Below are 20352 nucleotides of genomic sequence, written 5' to 3'. Positions count from 1 at the left end.
TGCGCGGCGTTCATGTCCACAAACTGGCGTAACGCTTATGCTGCATTTGTTCGCTGGCCTGGATTTCCATACCGGCCTGATGTTAATTCTCGCATTGTTGTTCGTGTTGTTTTATGAAGCCATTAACGGTTTTCATGACACGGCCAATGCGGTTGCTACTGTAATTTATACCCGTGCCATGCGTTCGCAACTTGCGGTTGTGATGGCTGGCTTGTTCAACTTTCTTGGCGTTATGCTCGGCGGTTTGAGTGTTGCTTACGCCATTGTTCATCTGCTGCCAACCGATCTGTTGTTGAACGTCAGTTCAGCGCACGGATTAGCCATGGTGTTCTCCATGCTGCTGGCGGCTATCATCTGGAACCTCGGCACCTGGTATTTCGGTCTGCCGGCCTCCAGCTCTCATACGCTGATTGGCGCAATTATCGGTGTGGGTTTAACCAACGCACTGATGACCCACACTTCGGTGGTGGATGCGCTTAACGTCCCGAAAATGATCGGTATTTTCCTGTCATTGCTCATCTCGCCGCTGGTCGGCATGATGGTCGCCGGGTTGATGGTGTTTGCCTTGCGCCGCTATTGGAGTGGCACCAAGAAACGCCAGCGTATGCACATGACCCCTGCGGAACGTGAAAAGGTCGACGGCAAACGCAAGCCGCCGTTCTGGACCCGTATCGCACTGATCCTGTCTGCTATCGGCGTTAGCTTCTCGCACGGCGCCAACGATGGTCAGAAAGGCATCGGCTTGATCATGCTGGTGCTGATCGGCGTTGCGCCGGCCGGCTTCGTGGTCAATATGAATGCAACCGGCTATGACATCACCCGTACGCGTGATGCCGTGACCCACCTGCAGCAATATTACCAGCAGCACAGCGACGCCTTGGCGCACGTGGTCACTCTGACCCCACTGGTGCCAAGCCCGGATGAGGACGTCTCGCCGGATAAACCTATCGAGTTCCACTGTGACAGCGCGCGCGCCATGCCGGCGATTGAGCTGACCCAGGGCTTGCTGAACAATCTGCAAAGTTACGATCAACTGACGGTAGAACAGCGTAGTCATCTGCGCCGCCTGCTGATGTGCGTAACGGATACCGCAGACAAGATCGCCAAGCTGCCGGAAACCTCGGCCCAGGACCAACGTTTCCTGAAAAACCTGCGTCAGGATCTGCTGCAAACCGTTGAGTATGCACCGATCTGGATTATCGTCTCGGTTGCTCTGGCGTTGTCACTCGGCACCATGGTCGGCTGGCGTCGCGTCGCCACCACCATCGGCGAGAAAATCGGTAAGAAGGGCATGACCTACTCTCAGGGCGTGTCGGCTCAGATGACCGCTGCCTTGTCGATTGGCGTTGCCAGCTATACCGGCATGCCGGTTTCCACCACCCACGTACTCTCTTCGGCGGTAGCCGGGACGATGATCGTGGACGGCGGCGGCGTGCAAAGCAAAACCGTGAAGAACATCCTGTTGGCCTGGTTGTTAACCCTGCCAATCTCGATTCTGCTTTCCGGTTTGCTGTACTGGTTGGCGCTTAAGGTGATCTAAGCAGTTTGCCTGATGAGAAAGGCGGCCCTGGTGGCCGCCTTTTTCTTTGTCTGTTACAGAAAGAATCGGCCGGATTCAATACCAAATCATCAGCGCAACCAGGCTGATCACCACCAGTCCGCACAGGGCTGAGGTCAGCATAAACTGCCCGCGCACACGCTCACAGCGGCGAATAAACTCCGGATCATGGTGCTCGACATAACGCTGCGAGAAGATATAGCGCACCAGCCGTATCTGCTTGCTCGGCTGGCCATGAGCGGTAAAGAAACCACCGCCGTCGACATATTGATACAGCAGCGGGTCACAGCCGCGCAGAACCACCAACAGCGCGCGCAGAGAAGAGTAATACCGCACCATGTTTAACACACACACCACACACAGAGCCCAAAACAGCGCGACGGTACTGATCATGATTGCCTCCTCAAGGCGTTGTTATCCACGGCGCTCCGCCGGGTCCAACTGCCCTACCTCTATCACCCATTACTGCTGGAGCTTACCGCTCCGATCCCCTTTGCACAGCACAGGCCGCGCATAACCCACCGCCTCTGGAAACACCCCATCGCCATGCAGATGCACACGCGCAGGTTTGATACAGAGGAGAAATGATAAGGCCTATAGTCATTATTGTAGGTTAATGAAACGCAAACTGGCCTGAGCAGTAGATAAAATTTACCGCAAGCCATCCATTTGTCATCCATCTATTGGTTATAACTGATAACCGCCCTGCCTGAGGCCGCCGGAGTTTTCCACTGCCCTAAAGGGCATTTGGGGCTATACTCTGTTTAAGAATGCTTATATTTCAATCGGTCAACCCAGCAACCGCATCATGGGCGATAGGCTTTTCTGCCCAGCGGGTGTAAAACTGACGGTAGGAAGATAAAGAGAGTTTTTTGATGCGGTGCAGTGTGATCGCCTCAACATATCATTGTGTTATCTGAATGATAAAATGAAACCTGAAGCGCCAGGCTGGTACGCTAAATGCCTGCTAACCTTTTAATCGGCATTATATGGAAGGAGTATTCTCATGGCTTACAAACACATTTTGATTGCGGTAGACCTATCCCCGGAAAGTAAAATCCTGGTGGAGAAAGCCGTATCTATGGCGCGTCCGTACAACGCCAAAGTTTCCCTGATCCACGTAGATGTTAACTATTCCGACCTGTATACCGGCCTGATCGACGTTAATCTCGGCGATATGCAAAAACGCATTTCCGAAGAAACTCACCACGCATTGACCGAACTGTCGCAGAATGCCGGCTATCCGATCACCGAAACCCTGAGCGGCAGCGGCGATTTGGCGCAGGTATTGGTTGATGCCATCAAGAAATACGATATGGACCTGGTCCTGTGCGGCCACCATCAGGATTTCTGGAGCAAGCTGATGTCCTCCGCACGTCAGTTGATCAACACCGTGCACATCGACATGCTGATTGTGCCGCTGCGTGACGAAGACGAAAAAGCCGAAGATTAAGTCGGCGCCGCTAAACAGACTTGCCCAACGCCCGCGATTGCGGGCGTTTTTCATTCCGCCGACATCAATAATCGCTTGATAATCAACCGCCCTCCAGTGATATAGTCGCTAAAGACACAACATCCTCCCCCAGGTTTTATCCATACCAATATTTATAAAAATAGTGGGGGAAATTAATAGTATTACCCTATGAATTTCGGGCTGTAGCCGGGCAACAACGCTGCAGCTTGAAAGACGACGGGTATAAAGGAGTTATCCATGGAAAATACCGTATCGGTAGAGTCTTTCTTGTCCTCGCTTCAACAACATAATCCCCATCAGCCGGAATTTTTACAGGCGGTCAGGGAAGTCTTCACTTCGCTGTGGCCTTTTATCGAGCGTAATCCGCGCTATCGCGAATATGCGCTGCTGGAGCGTTTGGTAGAGCCCGAGCGTACCATCCAGTTCCGCGTCAGTTGGGTCGACGATCGCGGCCAGGTGCAGGTCAACCGCGCCTGGCGCGTGCAGTTCAACTCAGCCATCGGGCCTTATAAAGGCGGCATGCGCTTTCATCCTTCGGTCAATTTGTCGATTCTGAAGTTCCTCGGCTTCGAACAGACGTTTAAAAACGCCCTGACCACCCTGCCGATGGGCGGCGGAAAAGGCGGTTCGGACTTTGATCCCAAGGGGAAAAGCCAGGCGGAGATCATGCGTTTCTGCCAGGCGCTGATGACCGAACTGTACCGTCACCTCGGGCCGGATACCGACGTGCCCGCCGGCGATATCGGCGTTGGCGGCCGTGAGGTCGGCTTTATGAGCGGCATGATGAAAAAGCTGTCCAACAACACCGCCTGCGTGTTCACCGGCAAGGGGCTTTCATTCGGCGGCAGCCTGATCCGTCCAGAGGCCACCGGCTATGGGCTGGTCTATTTCACCGACGCCATGCTGCAACGTCACGGGCTGGGTTTTGAAGGCATGCGGGTTGCGGTTTCTGGTTCAGGTAACGTGGCGCAATACACCATTGAGAAGGCACTGGAGCTGGATGCGCGTGTGATCACCGTATCAGACTCCGGCGGTACTCTGGTCGATGAAGCCGGCTTTACCACCGAAAAACTGGCCCATTTGGTGGAGATCAAGAATCAGCGCTATGGTCGCGTGGAAGATTATGCCCGCGAACGTGGCCTGACCTATCTGGCCGGCCAGCAGCCCTGGAACGTGCCGGTGGATATCGCCCTGCCGTGCGCCACCCAAAACGAGCTGGATTTGGCTGCAGCACAGACGCTGATCCGCAACGGGGTTAAAGCTGTGGCGGAAGGCGCAAATATGCCGACCACCATTCAGGCGACCGATGCATTCCTGGACGCCGGGGTGCTGTTTGCGCCGGGCAAGGCGGCCAACGCCGGTGGGGTTGCCACCTCCGGGCTGGAGATGGCGCAGAACGCCGCGCGCATCGGCTGGCGCGCCGAGAAAGTGGATGTACGTTTACAACATATCATGGCGGATATTCATCATGCCTGCGTGGAATACGGCGGCGAGGGTAAGCAAACCCACTACGTACACGGCGCCAATATCGCCGGATTCGTCAAGGTAGCCGACGCCATGCTGGCGCAGGGCGTGTTGTAACAGGTTCATAAGGTGATCTTGTTCACACATTGCTAAAATGCTTCAATGCCGGCGCTCAGTCCGGCATTTTTACCCCTGCAAAACCCGATTGCCCCGCCTCATTTGTTTTATATATGTAAATAATTATGGTTTTTATTGTTAATTTTATGATGATTTTTCGTGGTAAAATTACCACCACTGAATTATTAAACAATTAATTAACATTAAAACCGTCATATTTTTACTCCAATGTGCACAGATCACAATTTCCCAACTCTCGTTACGTCCCCTCTTCCATTCCTTTGTAATCTGCTCAGGTGGAAAAACAGCCACCCCTACAGATAAAAAAGGTACAGCGAATGAAATTTAACCTCGCATTATTAAATGCATGTGTGGTTTCTGCGTGCATGTTATCGACAACACCTGCCTTTGCTGCTGAAAAGTACGAGATTGCCGTGGTTGCCAAAGTGACCGGCATTCCCTGGTTCAACCGTATGGAAGTCGGCGTTAACGACGCGGCCAAAAAGCTCGACGTCAATGCCTACCAGACCGGGCCGTCCACCCCAGACCCAGCCGCACAGGTGAAAGTGATTGAAGACCTGATCGCCAAGAACGTCAACGCCATCATCGTGGTGCCTAACGACGCCAAGGTGCTGGAGCCGGTGCTGAAGAAGGCGCGCGAGAAAGGCATCGTGGTGCTGACGCATGAATCCCCGGACCAGCAGATTGGCCAGTGGGACATTGAAACCATCGACAGCGAGAAGTATGCGCAGGCCAACGTCGATGAGCTGGCGAAAGACATGGGCGGCAAAGGCGGCTATGCCATTTATGTCGGCTCGCTGACCGTGCCGTTGCACAACGCCTGGGCGGATTCCGCCATCAAGTACCAGAAAGCCAAATACCCGGACATGTTCGAAGTCACTTCGCGCCTGCCGGTGGCGGAAAGCATCGATAAGTCCTACGCCACCACGCTGGATTTGATGAAAACCTATCCGCAGATGAAAGGCATTATCGGCTTCGGCTCCCTCGGCCCGATCGGTGCCGGCCAGGCAGTCGCCAAGAAACGCGCCAAGGACAAGATCGCCGTAGTCGGTATTGCCATGCCGGCACAGGCCGCGCCTTACCTGGCACGCGGCGACATCAAGAAAGCCCTGTTGTGGGACCCGAAAGACGCCGGTTATGCCCTGGTGACGGTGGCCGATCAACTCTTGCAGGGCAAAGAAGTGACCAAAGATTTGTCGATCGAAGGTTTGGGTAAAGCCGACGTCGACATGGATAAAAAAGTGATTCGGTTTAATAAAATTCTTGAAGTCACCAAAGATAATGCCAAATCGCTAGGATTTTAATTTTCAGTAATATTACGCCACACCGGGAAAGTCATGAAACAACGAAGGGCGCAATATAGTGCGCCCCGAGTTTCAGTCACTACCATAATAAAAACCTGCACAGGTTAACGCTATGACCACATCCACCGCATTTATCACCCTGGAAAATATCAGTAAGAGATTCCCAGGCGTGCTGGCCTTGGACCAGATCAACCTGACGCTAAATATTGGCGAAGTGCATTGCCTGGCCGGGCAAAATGGCTGCGGAAAAAGCACCATCATTAAAATTATTTCCGGCGTTTATCAGCCGGAAAAAGGCGCCAATATTTCGCTTGAGGGTAAACTTTTTCATTCTCTGACGCCGCAGCTGTCCGGCTATTACGGTATTCAGGTAATTTATCAGGATCTGTCGTTATTCCCCAACCTGACCGTGGCGGAAAATATCGCCATTCACCGCTACCTGCCCGGCGGCCATTTCTGGGTGCGCAAGCAGGTGATGCGCCAGACGGCGCTGGATGCCATGGCGCGCGTCGGCGTGCGTATCGATCCCGACAAGAAAGTCGAAAAACTGTCGATTGCCGATCGCCAACTGGTGGCCATATGCCGTGCCATTGCCGCCGACGCACGGCTGGTGATCATGGATGAGCCAACCGCTTCGCTGACGCGGCAAGAGGTCGACGGCCTGCTGCGGGTGGTCAACGAACTGAAAGCGGCGGGCATCTGCGTGGTGTTCGTCAGCCACCGACTGGATGAAGTGATGGAGGTCGCCGACCGCATCAGCGTGATGCGCGACGGCAAGCTGGTCGGCACTTATCCCGCCAGCCAGTTGGACAGCCATGAACTGGCGTTCCTGATGACCGGCCAACGCTTCCATTACAGCCAACTGCCGGCGCTGGCGTCCACCGACAGCGCACCGCTGCTCGAGGTTCGCAATCTCAGCCGACGCGGAAAATACCAGGACATCAATCTTTCACTGCACGGCGGCGAGATCGTCTCGATCGTCGGGCTGCTTGGCGCGGGCCGTACCGAGCTGTGCCTCAGCCTGTTCGGCATGACCCGTCCCGACAGCGGAGAAATTCGCATCGACGGCCATCCGGTCCAACTGCACAACAACCGTGAAGCGGTGCGCCAGGGTATCGGCTATGTGTCGGAGGATCGTCTTACGCAAGGGCTGATCATGGAGCAGTCGATCTACGACAACACCATCGTCACGGTCTTCGATCAACTGCACACCTCGCTCGGGCTGCTGGACCATGCCAAAGCGACCGAGCTGGTTAACCGGCTGATTCGCGATCTGAACATCAAGGTTTCCGACAGCGCGCTGCCGGTAAAAACCCTGTCGGGCGGCAATGCGCAACGTATCGCCATCGCCAAGTGGGTGGCAACGCAGCCGAAGATCCTGATCCTTGATTCGCCTACCGTCGGAGTGGACATCGCCAACAAAGAGGGGATCTACCAGATCGCCAAAGATCTGGCCGCGCTCGGCATGGCGGTGCTGATGATCTGCGACGAAATCCCGGAAGCCTATTACAACAGCCATCGGGTGATGGTGATGCGCAAGGGCGAGCTGATCGCCGAGTTTTCGCCGCACCACAGCACCGAACAACAGATCGCCGAGGTGGTGAATGGATAAGTCATTATTGGCCCGCCTGGCCGGCCGGCACGAGTTTTACCTGGGCCTGCTGGTGTTGTTGCTGGCAATAGGCCTGAGCGTCAGCACCAGCGAGTTTCTGACGCTGGGTAACCTGACGGATGTCGCCACCAGCTACGCCATTCTCGGCATTCTCGCCTGCGGCCTGTTCGTGGTGCTGATAGCCGGCGGCATCGACATTTCATTCCCGGCGATCACCGCCATCGCGCAGTACGTGATGGCCAGTTGGGTCATTCAACACGGTGGCGGCTTCCCGCTGGCGTTCGCACTGGCAATGGGCGTCGGCCTGCTGCTCGGGCTGGTGAACGGTTTTCTGGTCTACTGGCTGAAGGTGCCGGCGATCATCATCACCATCGCCACGCTGAACCTGTTCTACGGCTTACTGGTTTACGCCACCAACGGCACCTGGCTGTACGGTTTCCCCGACTGGTTTATGGATGGCATCAGCTGGTTCTCATTCCAGGGGGCCGACGGTTATGACTACGGCCTGACGCTGCCGCTGCTGTGCCTGCTGGCGGTGATTATCGTCACCGGTGTGCTGATGAACTTTACCCGCCTCGGCCGCCAAATTTTCGCCATGGGCGGCAACCGCGATGCGGCGTCACGCCTGGGGCTGAACCTGCTGCGGCTGCACTTCTACGTTTACGGCTACATGGGCATTCTGGCGGGTATCGCCGCGGTGGTGCAGGCGCAGATAACCCAGTCGGTAGCCCCCAACTCCCTGCTCGGTTTTGAGCTGACGGTGCTGGCTGCGGTGGTGCTGGGCGGCACCAGCATGACCGGTGGGCGCGGCTCCTTGACCGGCACGCTGCTGGGCGTGGTGCTGTTGGCCTTCCTGCAAAACGGCCTGACGCTGCTCAGCGTGTCGGCCTATTGGCACCAGGTGTTCAGCGGCGCGATCATTTTGATCAGCATCAGCAGCACCGCCTGGAATGAAAAACGCAAGCTGGCCAAGGAGCTATGACATGATCCAGTTAACCCGTCTGATCCCCAACGATCGGATCATCCGCCTGCAGAGCGCGATCATTATCGCCGTGGCGCTGCTGTTCGCCGGGCTGCTCGGATCGCGCTTCTTCAGCCTCGGCAATTTCCAGTCGATCGCCTCGCAGCTTCCGATCCTCGGCATGCTGGCGCTCGGTATGGGCATCACCATGCTGACCGGCGGCATCAATCTGTCGATTATCGCCGGTGCCAACGCCTGCTCGCTGGTGATGGCAGCCATTATCGTCAGCCACCCGGACCAACCGCTGTTTCTGGCGCTGGCACTGCTGGCCGGGCTGCTGGTCGCCGTCGCCATTGGCGCGCTTAACGGCGTGCTGGTCGCCTGGATTGGCGTTTCGCCCATCCTCGCTTCGCTCGGCACCATGACGCTGATCACCGGCCTGAATATTCTGCTGTCCAACGGCGCGGTGATCTCCGGCTTCCCGGCGGCGATTCAGTATCTCGGCAACGGTAGTCTGCTCGGCATTCCGGTAGCGCTGCTGCTGTTCCTGCTGGTATCCGTTGGCCTGTGGCTATTGCTGGAGCACACCACGCTCGGACGCAGCCTGTATCTGATTGGCTCCAACGAGCAAGCCACCCGTTTTAGCGGCGTAAACACCGCCCGGGTACAGATTGCGGTCTATATTTTGTCCGCCCTGCTCGGCTGGGGTGCGGCGCTGCTGATGATGGCCAAATTCAACTCGGCCAAGGCCGGTTACGGCGAATCCTATCTGCTGGTGACCATTTTGGCCTCGGTGCTGGGCGGCATTAACCCGGACGGTGGGTTTGGCCGGGTGCTGGGTCTGGTGCTGGCGCTGATTGTGCTGCAAATGCTGGAAAGCGGCCTCAACCTGCTGGGCGTCAGCAGCTATCTGACCATGGCCCTGTGGGGCGGTGTGCTGATCCTGTTTATCGCATTACAGAATCGAAAAGCCTGACTGGAGAAAAACAATGGCGAGCTATTTTATTGGCGTAGATGTAGGCACCGGAAGTGCGCGCGCAGGGGTATTCGATCTCAACGGTCACATGGTCGGGCAGGCCAGCCGAACCATCGACCTGTATCGTCCGAAAGCGGACTTCGTTGAGCAGTCTTCGGACAATATCTGGCAGGCGGTGTGCAACGCGGTGCGCGATGCGGTCAACCAGGCCGACATCAACCCGATTCAGGTTAAAGGACTGGGTTTTGACGCCACCTGTTCTCTGGTGGTGTTGGACAAAGAGGGCCAACCGCTGACCGTCAGCCCGTCCGGCCGCACCGAGCAGAACATCATCGTGTGGATGGATCACCGGGCCATCACCCAGGCCGAACGCATCAACGCCACCAAACACCGGGTGCTGGATTTCGTCGGCGGCATCATTTCGCCGGAAATGCAGACCCCCAAAATGCTGTGGTTGAAACAGCATATGCCGACCACCTGGGCCAATGCCGGTTACCTGTTTGACCTGCCGGACTTCCTCACCTGGCGGGCCACCCAGGACGCCACCCGTTCACTGTGTTCGACGGTGTGCAAATGGACCTATCTCGGCCATGAACAGCGCTGGGACAAAAGCTATTTCAAACAGATTGGATTGGAAGACGTGCTGGAGCACGATGCCGCCAAGATCGGCAGCGACGTCAAAATGATGGGCGAACCGCTCGGCCACGGCCTCACCCAGCGTGCCGCCAGTGAAATGGGCCTGATTGCCGGCACGGCGGTCAGCGTCTCGATCATTGACGCCCACGCCGGGACGCTAGGCACGCTTGGCGCTACCGGGGTTTCCGGTGAAGTGGCAGATTTTAACCGCCGCGTTGCGCTGATTGGCGGTACTTCCACCGGCCATATGGCGATGTCCCGTACCGCGCGTTTTATTGGCGGCGTATGGGGGCCGTATTACTCGGCGATCCTGCCGGAATACTGGCTGAACGAGGGCGGCCAGTCCGCCACCGGTGCGCTGATTGACCACGTGATCCAGTCGCATCCTTGTTACCCGGAGCTGCTGGCACAGGCAAAAACCCAGGGACAGACGATTTATGAAGTGCTGAATGCCCTGCTGCGCCGCATGGCAGGTGAGCCGGAGGAGATTGCCTTCCTCACCCAGGATATTCATATGCTGCCGTATTTCCACGGCAACCGTTCACCACGTGCCAACCCGACGCTGACCGGTACTCTGACCGGGCTGAAGCTGTCGCGTACCCCGGAAGATATGGCCTTGCATTATCTGGCGACCATCCAGGCGATTGCGCTGGGTACCCGCCATATTATTGAAACCATGAACCAAAGTGGCTACAGCATCGACACCATCATGGCCAGCGGCGGCGGTACCAAAAACCCGATTTTCGTGCAGGAACATGCCAATGCCACCGGCTGCGCCATGCTGTTACCGGAAGAGAGCGAGGCGATGCTGTTGGGGGGAGCGATGATGGGCACGGTGGCGGCCGGGGTATACGACACGCTGCCGGAAGCCATGAGCGCCATGAGTCGCATAGGTAAAACCGTGACGCCACAGACCAACAAAATCAAACGCTATTACGACCGTAAATACCGCGTGTTCCATGAGCTGTATAACGACCACATGAAATACCGCCAACTGATGCAGGAGGAAGCCTGATGCAGCAGGAATGGCAGCGGGCCACTGAAGCCTGGGCAATCTACAGCCGGGAACTGGCACAGCTGAGCCAGCGCATCGACGCACAAAGCTGGCAACGGTTGCTGACGGCATTGGCCGAGTGCCGGGGGAAAATCGTGGTTACCGGCGTCGGGACTTCCGGTATTGCGGCACGCAAGATAGCCCATATGCTGGCCTGCGTGGAACGGCCAGCCATCTACCTGAACGCCACCGATGCAGCCCACGGCGATCTGGGCTTTTTGCGCAGCGACGATTTGATGATTCTGATTTCGCGCGGCGGAAATTCCGACGAATTGACCCGCCTGCTGCCAACGCTGCAGGCCAAGGGTGTGCCGCTGATCGGCGTGACGGAAAATCCGGATTCGGCGATCGCCAAAGCAGCACGGTTGGTGATCCGCACCGGAGTAGAAAATGAGATAGATCCACTGAATATGCTGGCAACGACGTCTATCGTGCTGGTATTGGCAATCTTCGACGCGGCCTGTGCCTGCCTGATGGAACGCAGTGGCTACGACAAAGAAACGTTGCTGGCGGTACACCCAGGCGGTGACGTCGGCAAGCGCTTGCTGCAGGGGAAGTAATCCACGGGTGTTGTTGGTAGGGCTCAGCATACCTACGCCGAGCCCATTATCTCTATCAGGCTTTGTTAATCGCCTCGAGAATCACTAACCGATCGCTCAGGCGTTTTTTTGCCACCGGATCGCTGGCGGCGGCCAATTCTGCCTTCAATGCCGCCTGTTGCTGCTGACGGGCCTTCGGCTCGCCGATCAGCAGTGGCTTCACGTTGAACGACGCGACATTACCGTAGCGCCCATCTTCACTGGTAGGTACGCTGATTTTGCCGTCGTTCAGCAGTTTTTCGACGATTTTACGCTCACGTTCGTAGCCTTCCAACCCAACCAACTGCCAGCGCTGCACCGCCTGTCCCTGATACTGGCCTTTTTTCACTTCGGTCAGATAACGGATAGTCAGGTTGCGGATGGTTCCGGCCTCTTCGCCATATTCAGCCTTGCTGTCCGACAATACCGGGAACTGCATACCTTCCAGTGCGCCGCCTTTTTGCGTCAGGTGCCCCATGCGATAGCTGTTCATGCCCAGACGGATCGGCGTGCTGTCAGTCACCGGCGTGCCGTCGGCCATGCGCAAATCACGGATGCGCTGCCCGACCGGTTGGCGCAGGTCGATTTTATAGGTCACGCCATCGAAGAAATCATTGGTGGAATACTTGGACGCGCGGCGCTGCGGGTTGAAGCTGTAGGTGACATCGCCGTCCTGCAGCTGATTGAAGTAGCCCGCCGACCATTCCATGTACTTCTTCAGCTCTTTGCCACTGAGTTGGTACACGGTGATCTCGCCGCCGGCATATTGATAATTGAAGGCGATATCTTTGGCCGTAATGGTACCGACGTTTAATTTCGGCCGGTCATTATCAATCTGCAGCGCGATCACCTGCGCCTGTGGCGCATAGTAACGGCTTGCTTCCTGATACAGTTTGCTGATGCCGGTATCCTGCACGTGTACCTGCGGGATCCCCTTCACGGCATCCGGCGGCACCAGATCCTGGCCGCTGAGCTGGGCAATCGGCCGGTTGGCGTTGGCGCGCAAAATCTTGTGATAAGGCTGATAAATCTCTTCCAGCTTTTTATCCGACGCGATGCCTTTGATTGGGTAGGTATAGCTGTCTTTGTTGATCAGCACGTACTTGCCGTTGTGCTGCTCAAACTGCAAATCGATGCGCGACAGCGCACGGCCATATTTGTCCGGTTCGGTAACGATCACGCCGTTAATCACTTCTTTATCGACTTTGACGTGCATGTGCCCGGCGACGATCGCCGCCAGTTCCGGGTTCGCACGAGCGATATCGCCAACGCCGGTGCCAGGGCGCTGGTTCTCGTTGTCGATGCCCATGTGCGCCACCAGCACGATAGCGTCCACTTCACCCTGAATTTGCTGAATGACCTGCTTCACCGCCTGTACCGGATCGGTAAAGTTCAGCCCTTTCACCCGGTCGGTGCCTTTGGCGAACTCTGCGGTCATCGGCGTATCCATGCCAATAATGCCGATTTTCACTCCCTGACGTTCAATGATTTTATACGCTGGCAGGTAGGGTTTGCCGCTCTCCCACAGAATATTGCCGGCCAATGCCGTGCCCTTGAACTGGTTCAGTGAGGTGGAAAGCGGTTTGAGGCCGAAATCGAATTCATGGTTACCCATCACCCAGACGTCATAGTCCAGCGCGTTAAACCCGAGGATCATCGGGCTGGTTTTGTCGTTTTTAAAAGTCTCGACAAAGTTGCCCTGGATGGTGTCGCCGGCATCGACCAGGATCACGTTGGGCTGCTTCGCCCGTACCTGTTGCACCTGAGTGGCGATTTGGCTCAGGCTGCCGGCCAGGTTTTCGGTGTCGGTCGAATAATCCCAGGGCACAAAGGTACCGTGCAGATCGGACGTGCCGAGGATGGTGATATTGACTGGTTCAGAAGCCATTGCAGAGGTACCCAGGCAAAGCAAAACAGCAAGGAGTGTCTTCTTCATTATCATCTAATTATAGGGAGGGGAACGAACAGGAATCATGCGATCTGGAACACAAGCTTGCCAGTATCTTTGCAAGGTAAAAAATAAAATTGGGAGGTGGATCAATGAATACCTCCCTATTTCGCCCTCTATGCCCTAAATAATTGGCGTTGTATCAAGGCGGCAAGTTTGTAAGTCCCCAGGAGCTTACTCAAGTAAGTGACTGGGGCGCACAACAAATCTGTCGGGAACAGATTTGAACAACGTTTGCGTTGGCCCCGTTAAGGGGCGAGGCCCATGGACGGGCCGAGTAATGCAGCCAACACAGATACAGCGTCAAGTATGAAGAGGATAGGGCATATAAATATCGAAACGGTGACTTTTGGTGGTCGAGGCCGCATGCGCGGGCACGTTAGCCAATGGTGGAGCATAATCCGGCCGTTTAACCACCACGCGCTTGGTCGCCAGACGGCGTGCCGGCTCCAGCAGACCATCGGCATCGTCGTCGCTGCCCACCAGCGACTGGAACACCCGCATCTCTTTCTTCACCAGCGCGCTTTTCTGCTTGTGCGGGTACATGGGATCCAGGTACACCACCTCGGGGGGGAATCGAGCTCGGCTAACGCCGTCAGACTGGAGGCATGCAGCAGAGTCATGCGCTCGCGCAGCCATGGGCCGATTTCCGCATCCTGATAGCCGCGTTGCAGTCCATCGTCCAGCAAGGCAGCCACCACCGGATTACGCTCCAGCATCCTCACCCGGCAGCCCAGCGAGGCCAGCACAAAGGCATCGCGCCCCAGCCCTGCCGTAGCATCCACCACGTTTGGCCGATAGCTGCCCTTGATGCCGACCGCTTTCGCCACCGCTTCGCCACGCCCGCCGCCAAAGCGGCGTCGGTGCGCCATAGTGCCGGAAATGAAATCGACGTAGATCGCCCCCAGCTTGGGTTCGTCACGCTTACGCAACTCCAGACGTTGCGGCGTCAGCACCAGCGCCATCGTCGCGTCGTCGTCCGAAACCAACTGCCAGCGTTCCGCCAGAATAGACAAGGCGCCGGGATCGGCGCCTTCTTCACACAATAAACACACGCTCACCGGTGGGGTTATCCTTTAATGCCGTAATGGCGCAGCATAGCATCCAGCTGCGGCTCACGGCCACGGAAGCGTTTGAACAGTTCCATCGGCTCTTCGGAACCGCCACGCGACAGGATGTTGTCGAGGAAGGATTTACCGGTTTCGGCGTTGAAAATCCCCTCTTCTTCAAAGCGCGAATAGGCATCTGCCGACAACACTTCTGCCCACAGGTAGCTGTAGTAACCCGCCGCGTAACCACCGGCAAAGATGTGGCTGAAAGCGTGCGGGAAACGGCCCCAGCTTGGAGAAGGCACAACCGCCACCATTTTTTTCACTTCTGCCAACGTCGGCAGGATCTGCGCACCTTTCTCAGGGCTGTATTCGGCGTGCATGCGGAAGTCGAACAGGCCAAACTCCAACTGACGCAGGATGAACAGCGCAGCCTGGTAGTTTTTGGCGGCCAGCAACTTGTCCAGCATCTCCTTCGGCAGCGGCTCACCGCTTTGATAATGGCCGGAGATAAATGCCAGCGCTTCCGGCTCCCAGCACCAGTTTTCCATAAACTGGCTCGGCAGTTCGACCGCATCCCATGGCACACCGCTAATACCGGAAACACCGGCGGTGTCGATTTGGGTCAGCATATGGTGCAGACCGTGGCCGAACTCGTGGAACAGCGTGGTCACTTCGTTATGGGTGAACAGCGCCGGCTTGTCGCCCAGCGGACGGTTGAAGTTACAGGTCAGATAGGCAACCGGTTTTTGCAGCTCGCCGTTGGCCTTGCGCAGGCTACCGACACAGTCATCCATCCAGGCCCCGCCGCGCTTGTTTTCGCGGGCATACAGGTCGAGGTAGAAGCTGCCGCGCAGCTCACCGTTAGCGTCGAACAGATCAAAGAAGCGCACTTCTGGATGCCAGGTATCCACATCCTTACGCTCTTTGGCAGTGATGCCATAAATGCGTTTCACCACTTCGAACAGGCCTTGTACCACACGTTGTTCCGGGAAGTAGGGGCGCAGTTGCTCATCGCTGATCGAGAACAGGTGCTGTTTTTGTTTTTCGCCGTAATAGGTGATGTCCCAGGCTTCCAGCTCATCCACACCGTAATGCTGTTTGGCAAAGGCACGCAGCTGCGCCAGTTCCTGCTCGGCCTGCGGACGGGCGCGTTTGGCCAAATCACTCAGGAAACCCAGTACCTGCTCCGGGTTTTCAGCCATTTTGGTCGCCAGCGACTTGTCGGCGTAGCTGTCAAAGCCCAGCAACTGGGCCAATTCGTGACGCAACGCCAGCGTTTCCGCCATCACTTCACTGTTGTCCCATTTGCCGGCATTTGGCCCCTGATCGGAGGCGCGGGTAGCGAAGGCACGATACATTTCTTCACGCAGCGCGCGGTTATCGCCATAGGTCAGCACCGGCAGATAGCTTGGCATATCCAGCGTCAGCAACCAGCCTTCCTGCTCTTTGGCCTGCGCCATCGCCTGAGCCTGAGCCAGCGCGCTTTCCGGCAGGCCGCTCAGTTCGGCTTGATCGGTGATCAACTTGCTCCAGCCCATGGTGGCGTCGAGCACGTTGTTGCTGTAAGTGGAACCCAGTTCGGAAAGGCGGGCGACAATCTCGCCATAGCGACGCTGTTTTTCCGGCGACAGGCCAATGCCCGACAGTTCGAAATCACGCAGCGCGTTTTCTACCGACTTGCGCTGCGGCACTGTCAGTTGATTGAAGGCTTCGCCTTCTTTCAGGCTACGGTAAGCCTGGTATAGCCCTTCGTGTTGCCCTACCCAGGTGCCGTACTCAGACAGCAACGGCAGCGCCTGCTCATAGGCGGCACGCAGTTCCGGGCTGTTTTTCACCGAGTTCAGATGGCCGACCGGCGACCAGATGCGCGACAGGCGATCGTCAGACTCCGCCAGCGGCTGACACAGGTTATCCCAGGTAAATGGCCCCGGTTGCGCGACAACGCGCTCTACCGCAGCGCGACAGTCGTCCAAGGCGGATTGCACCGCAGGCACGATATCTTCTGGGCGAATGGCGGAAAACGGCGGCAGGGAAAACGAAGTCAGCAACGGATTTGTCATAGGGCAGTCCTGATTAGCGTTGGGGCCCGCCACGACGGGCAGGCCTTAAAATGCGTATGAATATCTAACATGGTGCCAAGCGGCAGGAAAATCAATGGCCCGGCGTTGATAGATAGTGCCTTAAACCGCACTCTGACGGATCTTCGCAGCCAGCACGGCCAGATGCTCATCGTCAGCGCGCGCCGCGTCGTGGGACGAAAGGTAACCCTCATAGCGGTCGAAGAATTTCGCCGAGGTCGATTCGATAGGCTGCCACTGTTCCAGCGCAGCGGTACCGTGCATCGGGATCAGCTTGGCATGCACATGGTCGACGCCAAAACCTTCGAACACCATGCCGCAGCGGCCCACGTCGTCAAACGCCCGGTCGAGCAACTGCGCTACCCGCTTGGTCGCCAACATCAGCTCGCTGAGTACCTCGTCCGGCAACGCAAAGGCATAGCTCTCATAGTGCGCCTTGGGGATCACTACGCTGAAACCCTCGGTATTCGGATAAATGGAAAGGAACGCCATATGGTTCTCGTCTTCCCAAATTTTATGGCACGGCACTCTGCCCGCCACCATTTCGCAAAAGATGCAGCTCATCGTATCCTCCTGAATGGGACGGCGAGCCAAGAGCCCGCCGCAAAAAGCCTTTCAGCAACATAGCGGATATTTTGCCTTTTGACTGCTATTCCCCTGCATTTCCCGCCCAAACGGCCGGACGCCGTTGATGCCACGGCGCTGCCCGTTCAAGCTGCCCTGCCAACCGCAGCAGTTGATCTTCGCGGCCAAAACCGGCAACAAATTGCATGCCTATCGGCAGATTGTGCTGCGCATCATGCGCCAGCGGCACCGACATCGCCGGCACGCCTGCCACATTAAACACCGGCGTGAACGGTGAATGATCGAATAAATGCGCGGTCCACTCCAGGCCACTCATATCCGCCGTTCCGGTACCGTAGCGACCAATGCGCCAGGGCAAGTCAGGCATGGTCGGGGTCAACAACAGATCGTACTGCTGGAAATAGGCGCCCACGGCACGAGTCACCCGGTTACGCACCTCAAGCGCCGCAACCATATCCACCGCCCTGGCGGCCAACCCGTAGTGGTAACAGGCCAGCGTTTCCGGCTCCAGCATGTCGGTTGAAATCGCGCGTCCGGTGGTTTGGCTCAACCCCTCAACCCAACCGACCAGATTGGCGCACCAGATCTGCGCATTGGCGAATACCAGTTCCTGCCAACTGACGCCGATCGGCATCTCCGCCTCAGTGACCTGATGGCCCAGCTCGCTCAGCAGCACTGCGGTGTCGTTGGTGGCCTGAACGATTTGCGGTGCAGTTTTCCCGCCATTCCACGCCTGAGTCATCATGCCAATACGCAACCGACCAGGCTCGCGGGTGACCTGTGACAGCCAGCTTTCTGGCTGCGGTGCCGTGTAATAAGGTTCGCCGGGATGGGGATGTTGTAGCGCATCCAGTAAAGCGGCACTGTCGCGTACCGTGCGACTCAGCCCCAATTGAACGCCAAAGCCGTTGAACACTTCATCCATCGCCGGACCATGTGATACCCGGCCGCGCGTCGGTTTAAGGCCGAACAACCCATTGGACGAAGCAGGCACGCGAATAGAGCCTGCAGCATCAGTGGCATGCGCCATAGGCACGACCCCGGCAGCAACCGCCGCGCCAGCACCGCCGCTGGAACCGCCCGCGCTGAAATCAAGGTTCCAGGGATTGCGCGTAGCACCGTAAAGCACCGCTTCGGTGGTGGTGCTGAACGCCATCTCCGGCGTGGTGGTTCGGCCAAAGGTCACCAGCCCCGCGCGATGGATATTGCGCATCAGATAACTGTCTTCCGCGGCAATCTGCCCCTGCGCCAACCGGCTTCCCAATTCAAGACGCTTGCCGGCCATGCTGATGGCGATATCCTTGATCAGAAAGGGAACGCCTGACAGCGGGCCGCGCCTCTCCCACTGAGGTTGTGGCCAATGCCCCACCACCGCGTTGATCGCCGGGTTTACCGCCTCAACCGCAGCCCTCGCCGTTTGCTGCAGCTCTTGTGCACTGACTTCACCCGCCTGTACCAATGCTGCCAACCCCAGCGCGTCGTAGCTAACGTACTCGCTCAGTTTCATCGTCTCTTCCTTCATCCGTTATGGTTTCGCCGGCTTTTCCGACGTCCGTTCCACGGTAGGAGGATTGGCGCTATAGTTGAAATTGATAGATTTAATACGAGGAATAGTTATCAACAATTTAAAGCGGGTCGATCTCAACTTGCTGGTCACGCTGGAAGCGCTGCTCAGCGAACGCAACGTGACGCGGGCGGCGGCACGCCTCAATCTGAGTCAGCCGTCGGTCAGCATTCAACTGGCCAAACTGCGCGAGATTTACCATGATCCCCTGCTGCTGCCCGGCCCGCGAGGGATGTTGCCCACGGCGCGCGCGCTAAGCCTGTTGACGCCTCTGCGCCAGACGCTGGCCGACCTCGGCCGCCTGCTGGCGCCGGAACACCCCTTTGATCCGCTGCTGGCTGAAATGACCTGGCAACTGGCCGCCGCCGACGCCGCCGAATATGCCATCCTGTTGCCGATGCTGCCCAAACTGCGGCAGGCAGCACCCCAATCCCGCCTGGCGATCCGCGAAGCATCGCCGAAACACATGAGTCGCGATCTGGCGGATGGCGTGATCGACCTCGGTTTTTTGTCCCGGGAAGAAGCCCCCGCCGAGCTGCGCCACCGGCAGTTGTTTCGCGAGGAGTACCTGCTGGTAGGCCGCCGTGACCATCCGTTGTTGCAAAGCCCCCCTTCGCTGGAGCAGTTTTGTCAGTTGGAGTTCGTGATGGTTTCGCAAGACGGCGGCGGTTTTCGCACCCTGATTGACACGCTGTTGGAAGCGCAGGGATTAGCGCGGCGTGTAGTGATGTCACTGCCGCACTTCCTGTTCATCCCCGCACTGCTGGCGAGATCCGATATGGTCGCGATGCTGCCTTCACGCATGCTGGGCGAACTGCTTGGCGACCTGCGCACCTGGCCGGCCCCCTTGGCAATACCCGGCTATGACATGGTAATGGTGTGGCATGAACGCTCGCACCTGGATCCGGCCCATGGCTGGTTACGTGAGCAGGTGGTCAACGCCCTGGAGTCCCCGTCGATATCACTGTAAAACTTCAACCAGCTCAAACTGTTGAAACACCAGCCACATCTGGGGCGAGAACGTGCCTTCACGCGTAAAAAAATCCTGGTGCCCCTGCCGCCAGAACGCCAGGCTCTTATCCCCCTCACCTTCCTGTGCCGCCATCTCGGCCGTAACGTCACAATAGCGAATCAGCTTCAATGACAGGATCCTGATGACGCAGGCCGGTTCGCCGCGGCCGTCAAGCACGACGTTGTAATCCCCGAGCATCGGCTCTTGCTCTTGCCGATATGCAAGATAAGAACAGCAGGTGGCGGTTTTTTGCCCCTCAAGCACCCGTTGCAACAGCTCGTCCGCCAGCATGGGGCTGTCGCCGAACGCCCAGCGAGACGCGCCAGGGTATTTAGCCAAAATGGCCGCTTTAGTCATC

At 57.2% G+C, this 20352-nt stretch carries 16 protein-coding genes and 1 pseudogene; 10 read left to right on the top strand and 7 right to left on the bottom strand.

The window, feature by feature from the left end; genetic code table 11:
• Positions 1–37: 37 nt before the first annotated feature.
• Positions 38–1540: an inorganic phosphate transporter PitA gene (pitA, locus tag ACMGG1_RS00290; RefSeq protein ID WP_414161091.1), complete on the top strand. Its 1503-nt coding sequence runs from the start codon at positions 38–40 to the stop codon at positions 1538–1540.
• A 75-nt stretch (positions 1541–1615) separates the two neighbouring features.
• On the opposite strand, the gene uspB is transcribed toward pitA, so the two are convergent.
• The gene (gene uspB / locus ACMGG1_RS00285; protein ID WP_020837437.1) at positions 1616–1951 is read right to left on the bottom strand and encodes a universal stress protein UspB; all 336 of its coding nucleotides are present in this window, start codon (positions 1949–1951) and stop codon (positions 1616–1618) included.
• A gap of 613 nt (positions 1952–2564) precedes the next feature.
• On the opposite strand from uspB, the gene uspA reads away from it, so the two are divergent.
• The 8 genes from uspA (at position 2565) to ACMGG1_RS00245 (ending at position 11737) form a co-directional block, all read left to right on the top strand.
• On the top strand, positions 2565–3011 hold the full coding sequence (gene uspA, locus ACMGG1_RS00280; RefSeq protein ID WP_012147365.1) for a universal stress protein UspA: 447 nt from the start codon (positions 2565–2567) through the stop codon (positions 3009–3011).
• A gap of 258 nt (positions 3012–3269) precedes the next feature.
• On the top strand, positions 3270–4613 hold the full coding sequence (gene gdhA / locus ACMGG1_RS00275) for an NADP-specific glutamate dehydrogenase (RefSeq protein ID WP_020837438.1): 1344 nt from the start codon (positions 3270–3272) through the stop codon (positions 4611–4613).
• A gap of 338 nt (positions 4614–4951) precedes the next feature.
• On the top strand, positions 4952–5938 hold the full coding sequence (locus ACMGG1_RS00270) for an autoinducer 2 ABC transporter substrate-binding protein (protein WP_020837439.1): 987 nt from the start codon (positions 4952–4954) through the stop codon (positions 5936–5938).
• Positions 5939–6050: 112 nt separating this feature from the next.
• Positions 6051–7550, top strand: a complete 1500-nt coding sequence (locus tag ACMGG1_RS00265; RefSeq protein ID WP_400827787.1) for a sugar ABC transporter ATP-binding protein — start codon at positions 6051–6053, stop codon at positions 7548–7550.
• Positions 7543–8532, top strand: a complete 990-nt coding sequence (locus tag ACMGG1_RS00260) for an ABC transporter permease (protein WP_046374939.1) — start codon at positions 7543–7545, stop codon at positions 8530–8532. The genes ACMGG1_RS00265 and ACMGG1_RS00260 overlap by 8 nt, the downstream gene beginning before the upstream one ends.
• A 1-nt stretch (position 8533) precedes the next feature.
• Positions 8534–9487 carry an ABC transporter permease gene (locus ACMGG1_RS00255; protein WP_020837442.1) on the top strand — a complete coding sequence of 318 codons (954 nt, stop codon included), beginning with the start codon at positions 8534–8536 and terminating at the stop codon, positions 9485–9487.
• 13 nt (positions 9488–9500) lie between these two features.
• Positions 9501–11138, top strand: coding sequence for an FGGY-family carbohydrate kinase (locus ACMGG1_RS00250; RefSeq protein WP_020837444.1), 1638 nt, complete (start codon positions 9501–9503; stop codon positions 11136–11138).
• A complete protein-coding gene (locus ACMGG1_RS00245; protein ID WP_020837445.1) occupies positions 11138–11737 on the top strand; it encodes a KpsF/GutQ family sugar-phosphate isomerase in 600 nt (199 codons plus the stop codon). Before ACMGG1_RS00250 ends, ACMGG1_RS00245 begins: the two co-directional genes overlap by 1 nt.
• 55 nt (positions 11738–11792) lie before the next feature.
• Here the strand turns inward: ACMGG1_RS00245 and ACMGG1_RS00240 are convergent, their stop codons facing one another.
• The 5 genes and pseudogenes from ACMGG1_RS00240 to ACMGG1_RS00220 all read right to left on the bottom strand — a co-directional run bounded on the left by ACMGG1_RS00240 (position 11793) and on the right by ACMGG1_RS00220 (position 18925).
• Positions 11793–13691 carry a bifunctional metallophosphatase/5'-nucleotidase gene (locus ACMGG1_RS00240; RefSeq protein ID WP_262259545.1) on the bottom strand — a complete coding sequence of 633 codons (1899 nt, stop codon included), beginning with the start codon at positions 13689–13691 and terminating at the stop codon, positions 11793–11795.
• 315 nt (positions 13692–14006) lie between these two features.
• Positions 14007–14764: pseudogene (gene rsmJ / locus ACMGG1_RS00235) on the bottom strand (16S rRNA (guanine(1516)-N(2))-methyltransferase RsmJ).
• Positions 14765–14772: 8 nt separating this feature from the next.
• Positions 14773–16815 carry an oligopeptidase A gene (gene prlC, locus ACMGG1_RS00230; protein ID WP_217331869.1) on the bottom strand — a complete coding sequence of 681 codons (2043 nt, stop codon included), beginning with the start codon at positions 16813–16815 and terminating at the stop codon, positions 14773–14775.
• A 120-nt stretch (positions 16816–16935) separates the two neighbouring features.
• Positions 16936–17397 carry an HIT family protein gene (locus tag ACMGG1_RS00225; protein WP_128865302.1) on the bottom strand — a complete coding sequence of 154 codons (462 nt, stop codon included), beginning with the start codon at positions 17395–17397 and terminating at the stop codon, positions 16936–16938.
• Positions 17398–17482: 85 nt separating this feature from the next.
• A complete protein-coding gene (locus ACMGG1_RS00220; protein WP_128865303.1) occupies positions 17483–18925 on the bottom strand; it encodes an amidase in 1443 nt (480 codons plus the stop codon).
• Between the two features lie 109 nt (positions 18926–19034).
• Between ACMGG1_RS00220 and ACMGG1_RS00215 the strand changes: the two genes are divergently transcribed.
• Positions 19035–19952 (top strand): LysR family transcriptional regulator, encoded by a 918-nt coding sequence (locus ACMGG1_RS00215; protein ID WP_165366311.1) that lies wholly within the window; start codon positions 19035–19037, stop codon positions 19950–19952.
• Here the strand turns inward: ACMGG1_RS00215 and ACMGG1_RS00210 are convergent.
• Positions 19944–20351, bottom strand: a complete 408-nt coding sequence (locus tag ACMGG1_RS00210; RefSeq protein WP_337048027.1) for an ASCH domain-containing protein — start codon at positions 20349–20351, stop codon at positions 19944–19946. The two genes, ACMGG1_RS00215 and ACMGG1_RS00210, sit on opposite strands and share 9 nt — an antisense overlap.
• Position 20352 lies beyond the last annotated feature (1 nt).

The organism is Serratia sp. BNK-12 (genome assembly GCF_047456085.1).
GTDB classification, from domain to species: domain Bacteria; phylum Pseudomonadota; class Gammaproteobacteria; order Enterobacterales; family Enterobacteriaceae; genus Serratia; species Serratia liquefaciens.
This window is presented reverse-complemented; position numbering and strand designations above follow the sequence as displayed.

Coding starts and splice junctions, on each gene's coding strand:
- uspA (WP_012147365.1), top strand. CDS start 2,565: ATGGCTTACAAACACATTTTGATTGCGGTAGACCTATCCCCGGAAAGT.
- ACMGG1_RS00245 (WP_020837445.1), top strand. CDS start 11,138: ATGCAGCAGGAATGGCAGCGGGCCACTGAAGCCTGGGCAATCTACAGC.
- uspB (WP_020837437.1), bottom strand. CDS start 1,951: ATGATCAGTACCGTCGCGCTGTTTTGGGCTCTGTGTGTGGTGTGTGTG.
- prlC (WP_217331869.1), bottom strand. CDS start 16,815: ATGACAAATCCGTTGCTGACTTCGTTTTCCCTGCCGCCGTTTTCCGCC.
- ACMGG1_RS00250 (WP_020837444.1), top strand. CDS start 9,501: ATGGCGAGCTATTTTATTGGCGTAGATGTAGGCACCGGAAGTGCGCGC.
- ACMGG1_RS00270 (WP_020837439.1), top strand. CDS start 4,952: ATGAAATTTAACCTCGCATTATTAAATGCATGTGTGGTTTCTGCGTGC.
- ACMGG1_RS00225 (WP_128865302.1), bottom strand. CDS start 17,397: ATGAGCTGCATCTTTTGCGAAATGGTGGCGGGCAGAGTGCCGTGCCAT.
- ACMGG1_RS00265 (WP_400827787.1), top strand. CDS start 6,051: ATGACCACATCCACCGCATTTATCACCCTGGAAAATATCAGTAAGAGA.
- ACMGG1_RS00210 (WP_337048027.1), bottom strand. CDS start 20,351: ATGACTAAAGCGGCCATTTTGGCTAAATACCCTGGCGCGTCTCGCTGG.
- ACMGG1_RS00220 (WP_128865303.1), bottom strand. CDS start 18,925: ATGAAACTGAGCGAGTACGTTAGCTACGACGCGCTGGGGTTGGCAGCA.
- ACMGG1_RS00255 (WP_020837442.1), top strand. CDS start 8,534: ATGATCCAGTTAACCCGTCTGATCCCCAACGATCGGATCATCCGCCTG.
- ACMGG1_RS00260 (WP_046374939.1), top strand. CDS start 7,543: ATGGATAAGTCATTATTGGCCCGCCTGGCCGGCCGGCACGAGTTTTAC.
- gdhA (WP_020837438.1), top strand. CDS start 3,270: ATGGAAAATACCGTATCGGTAGAGTCTTTCTTGTCCTCGCTTCAACAA.
- pitA (WP_414161091.1), top strand. CDS start 38: ATGCTGCATTTGTTCGCTGGCCTGGATTTCCATACCGGCCTGATGTTA.
- ACMGG1_RS00240 (WP_262259545.1), bottom strand. CDS start 13,691: ATGAAGAAGACACTCCTTGCTGTTTTGCTTTGCCTGGGTACCTCTGCA.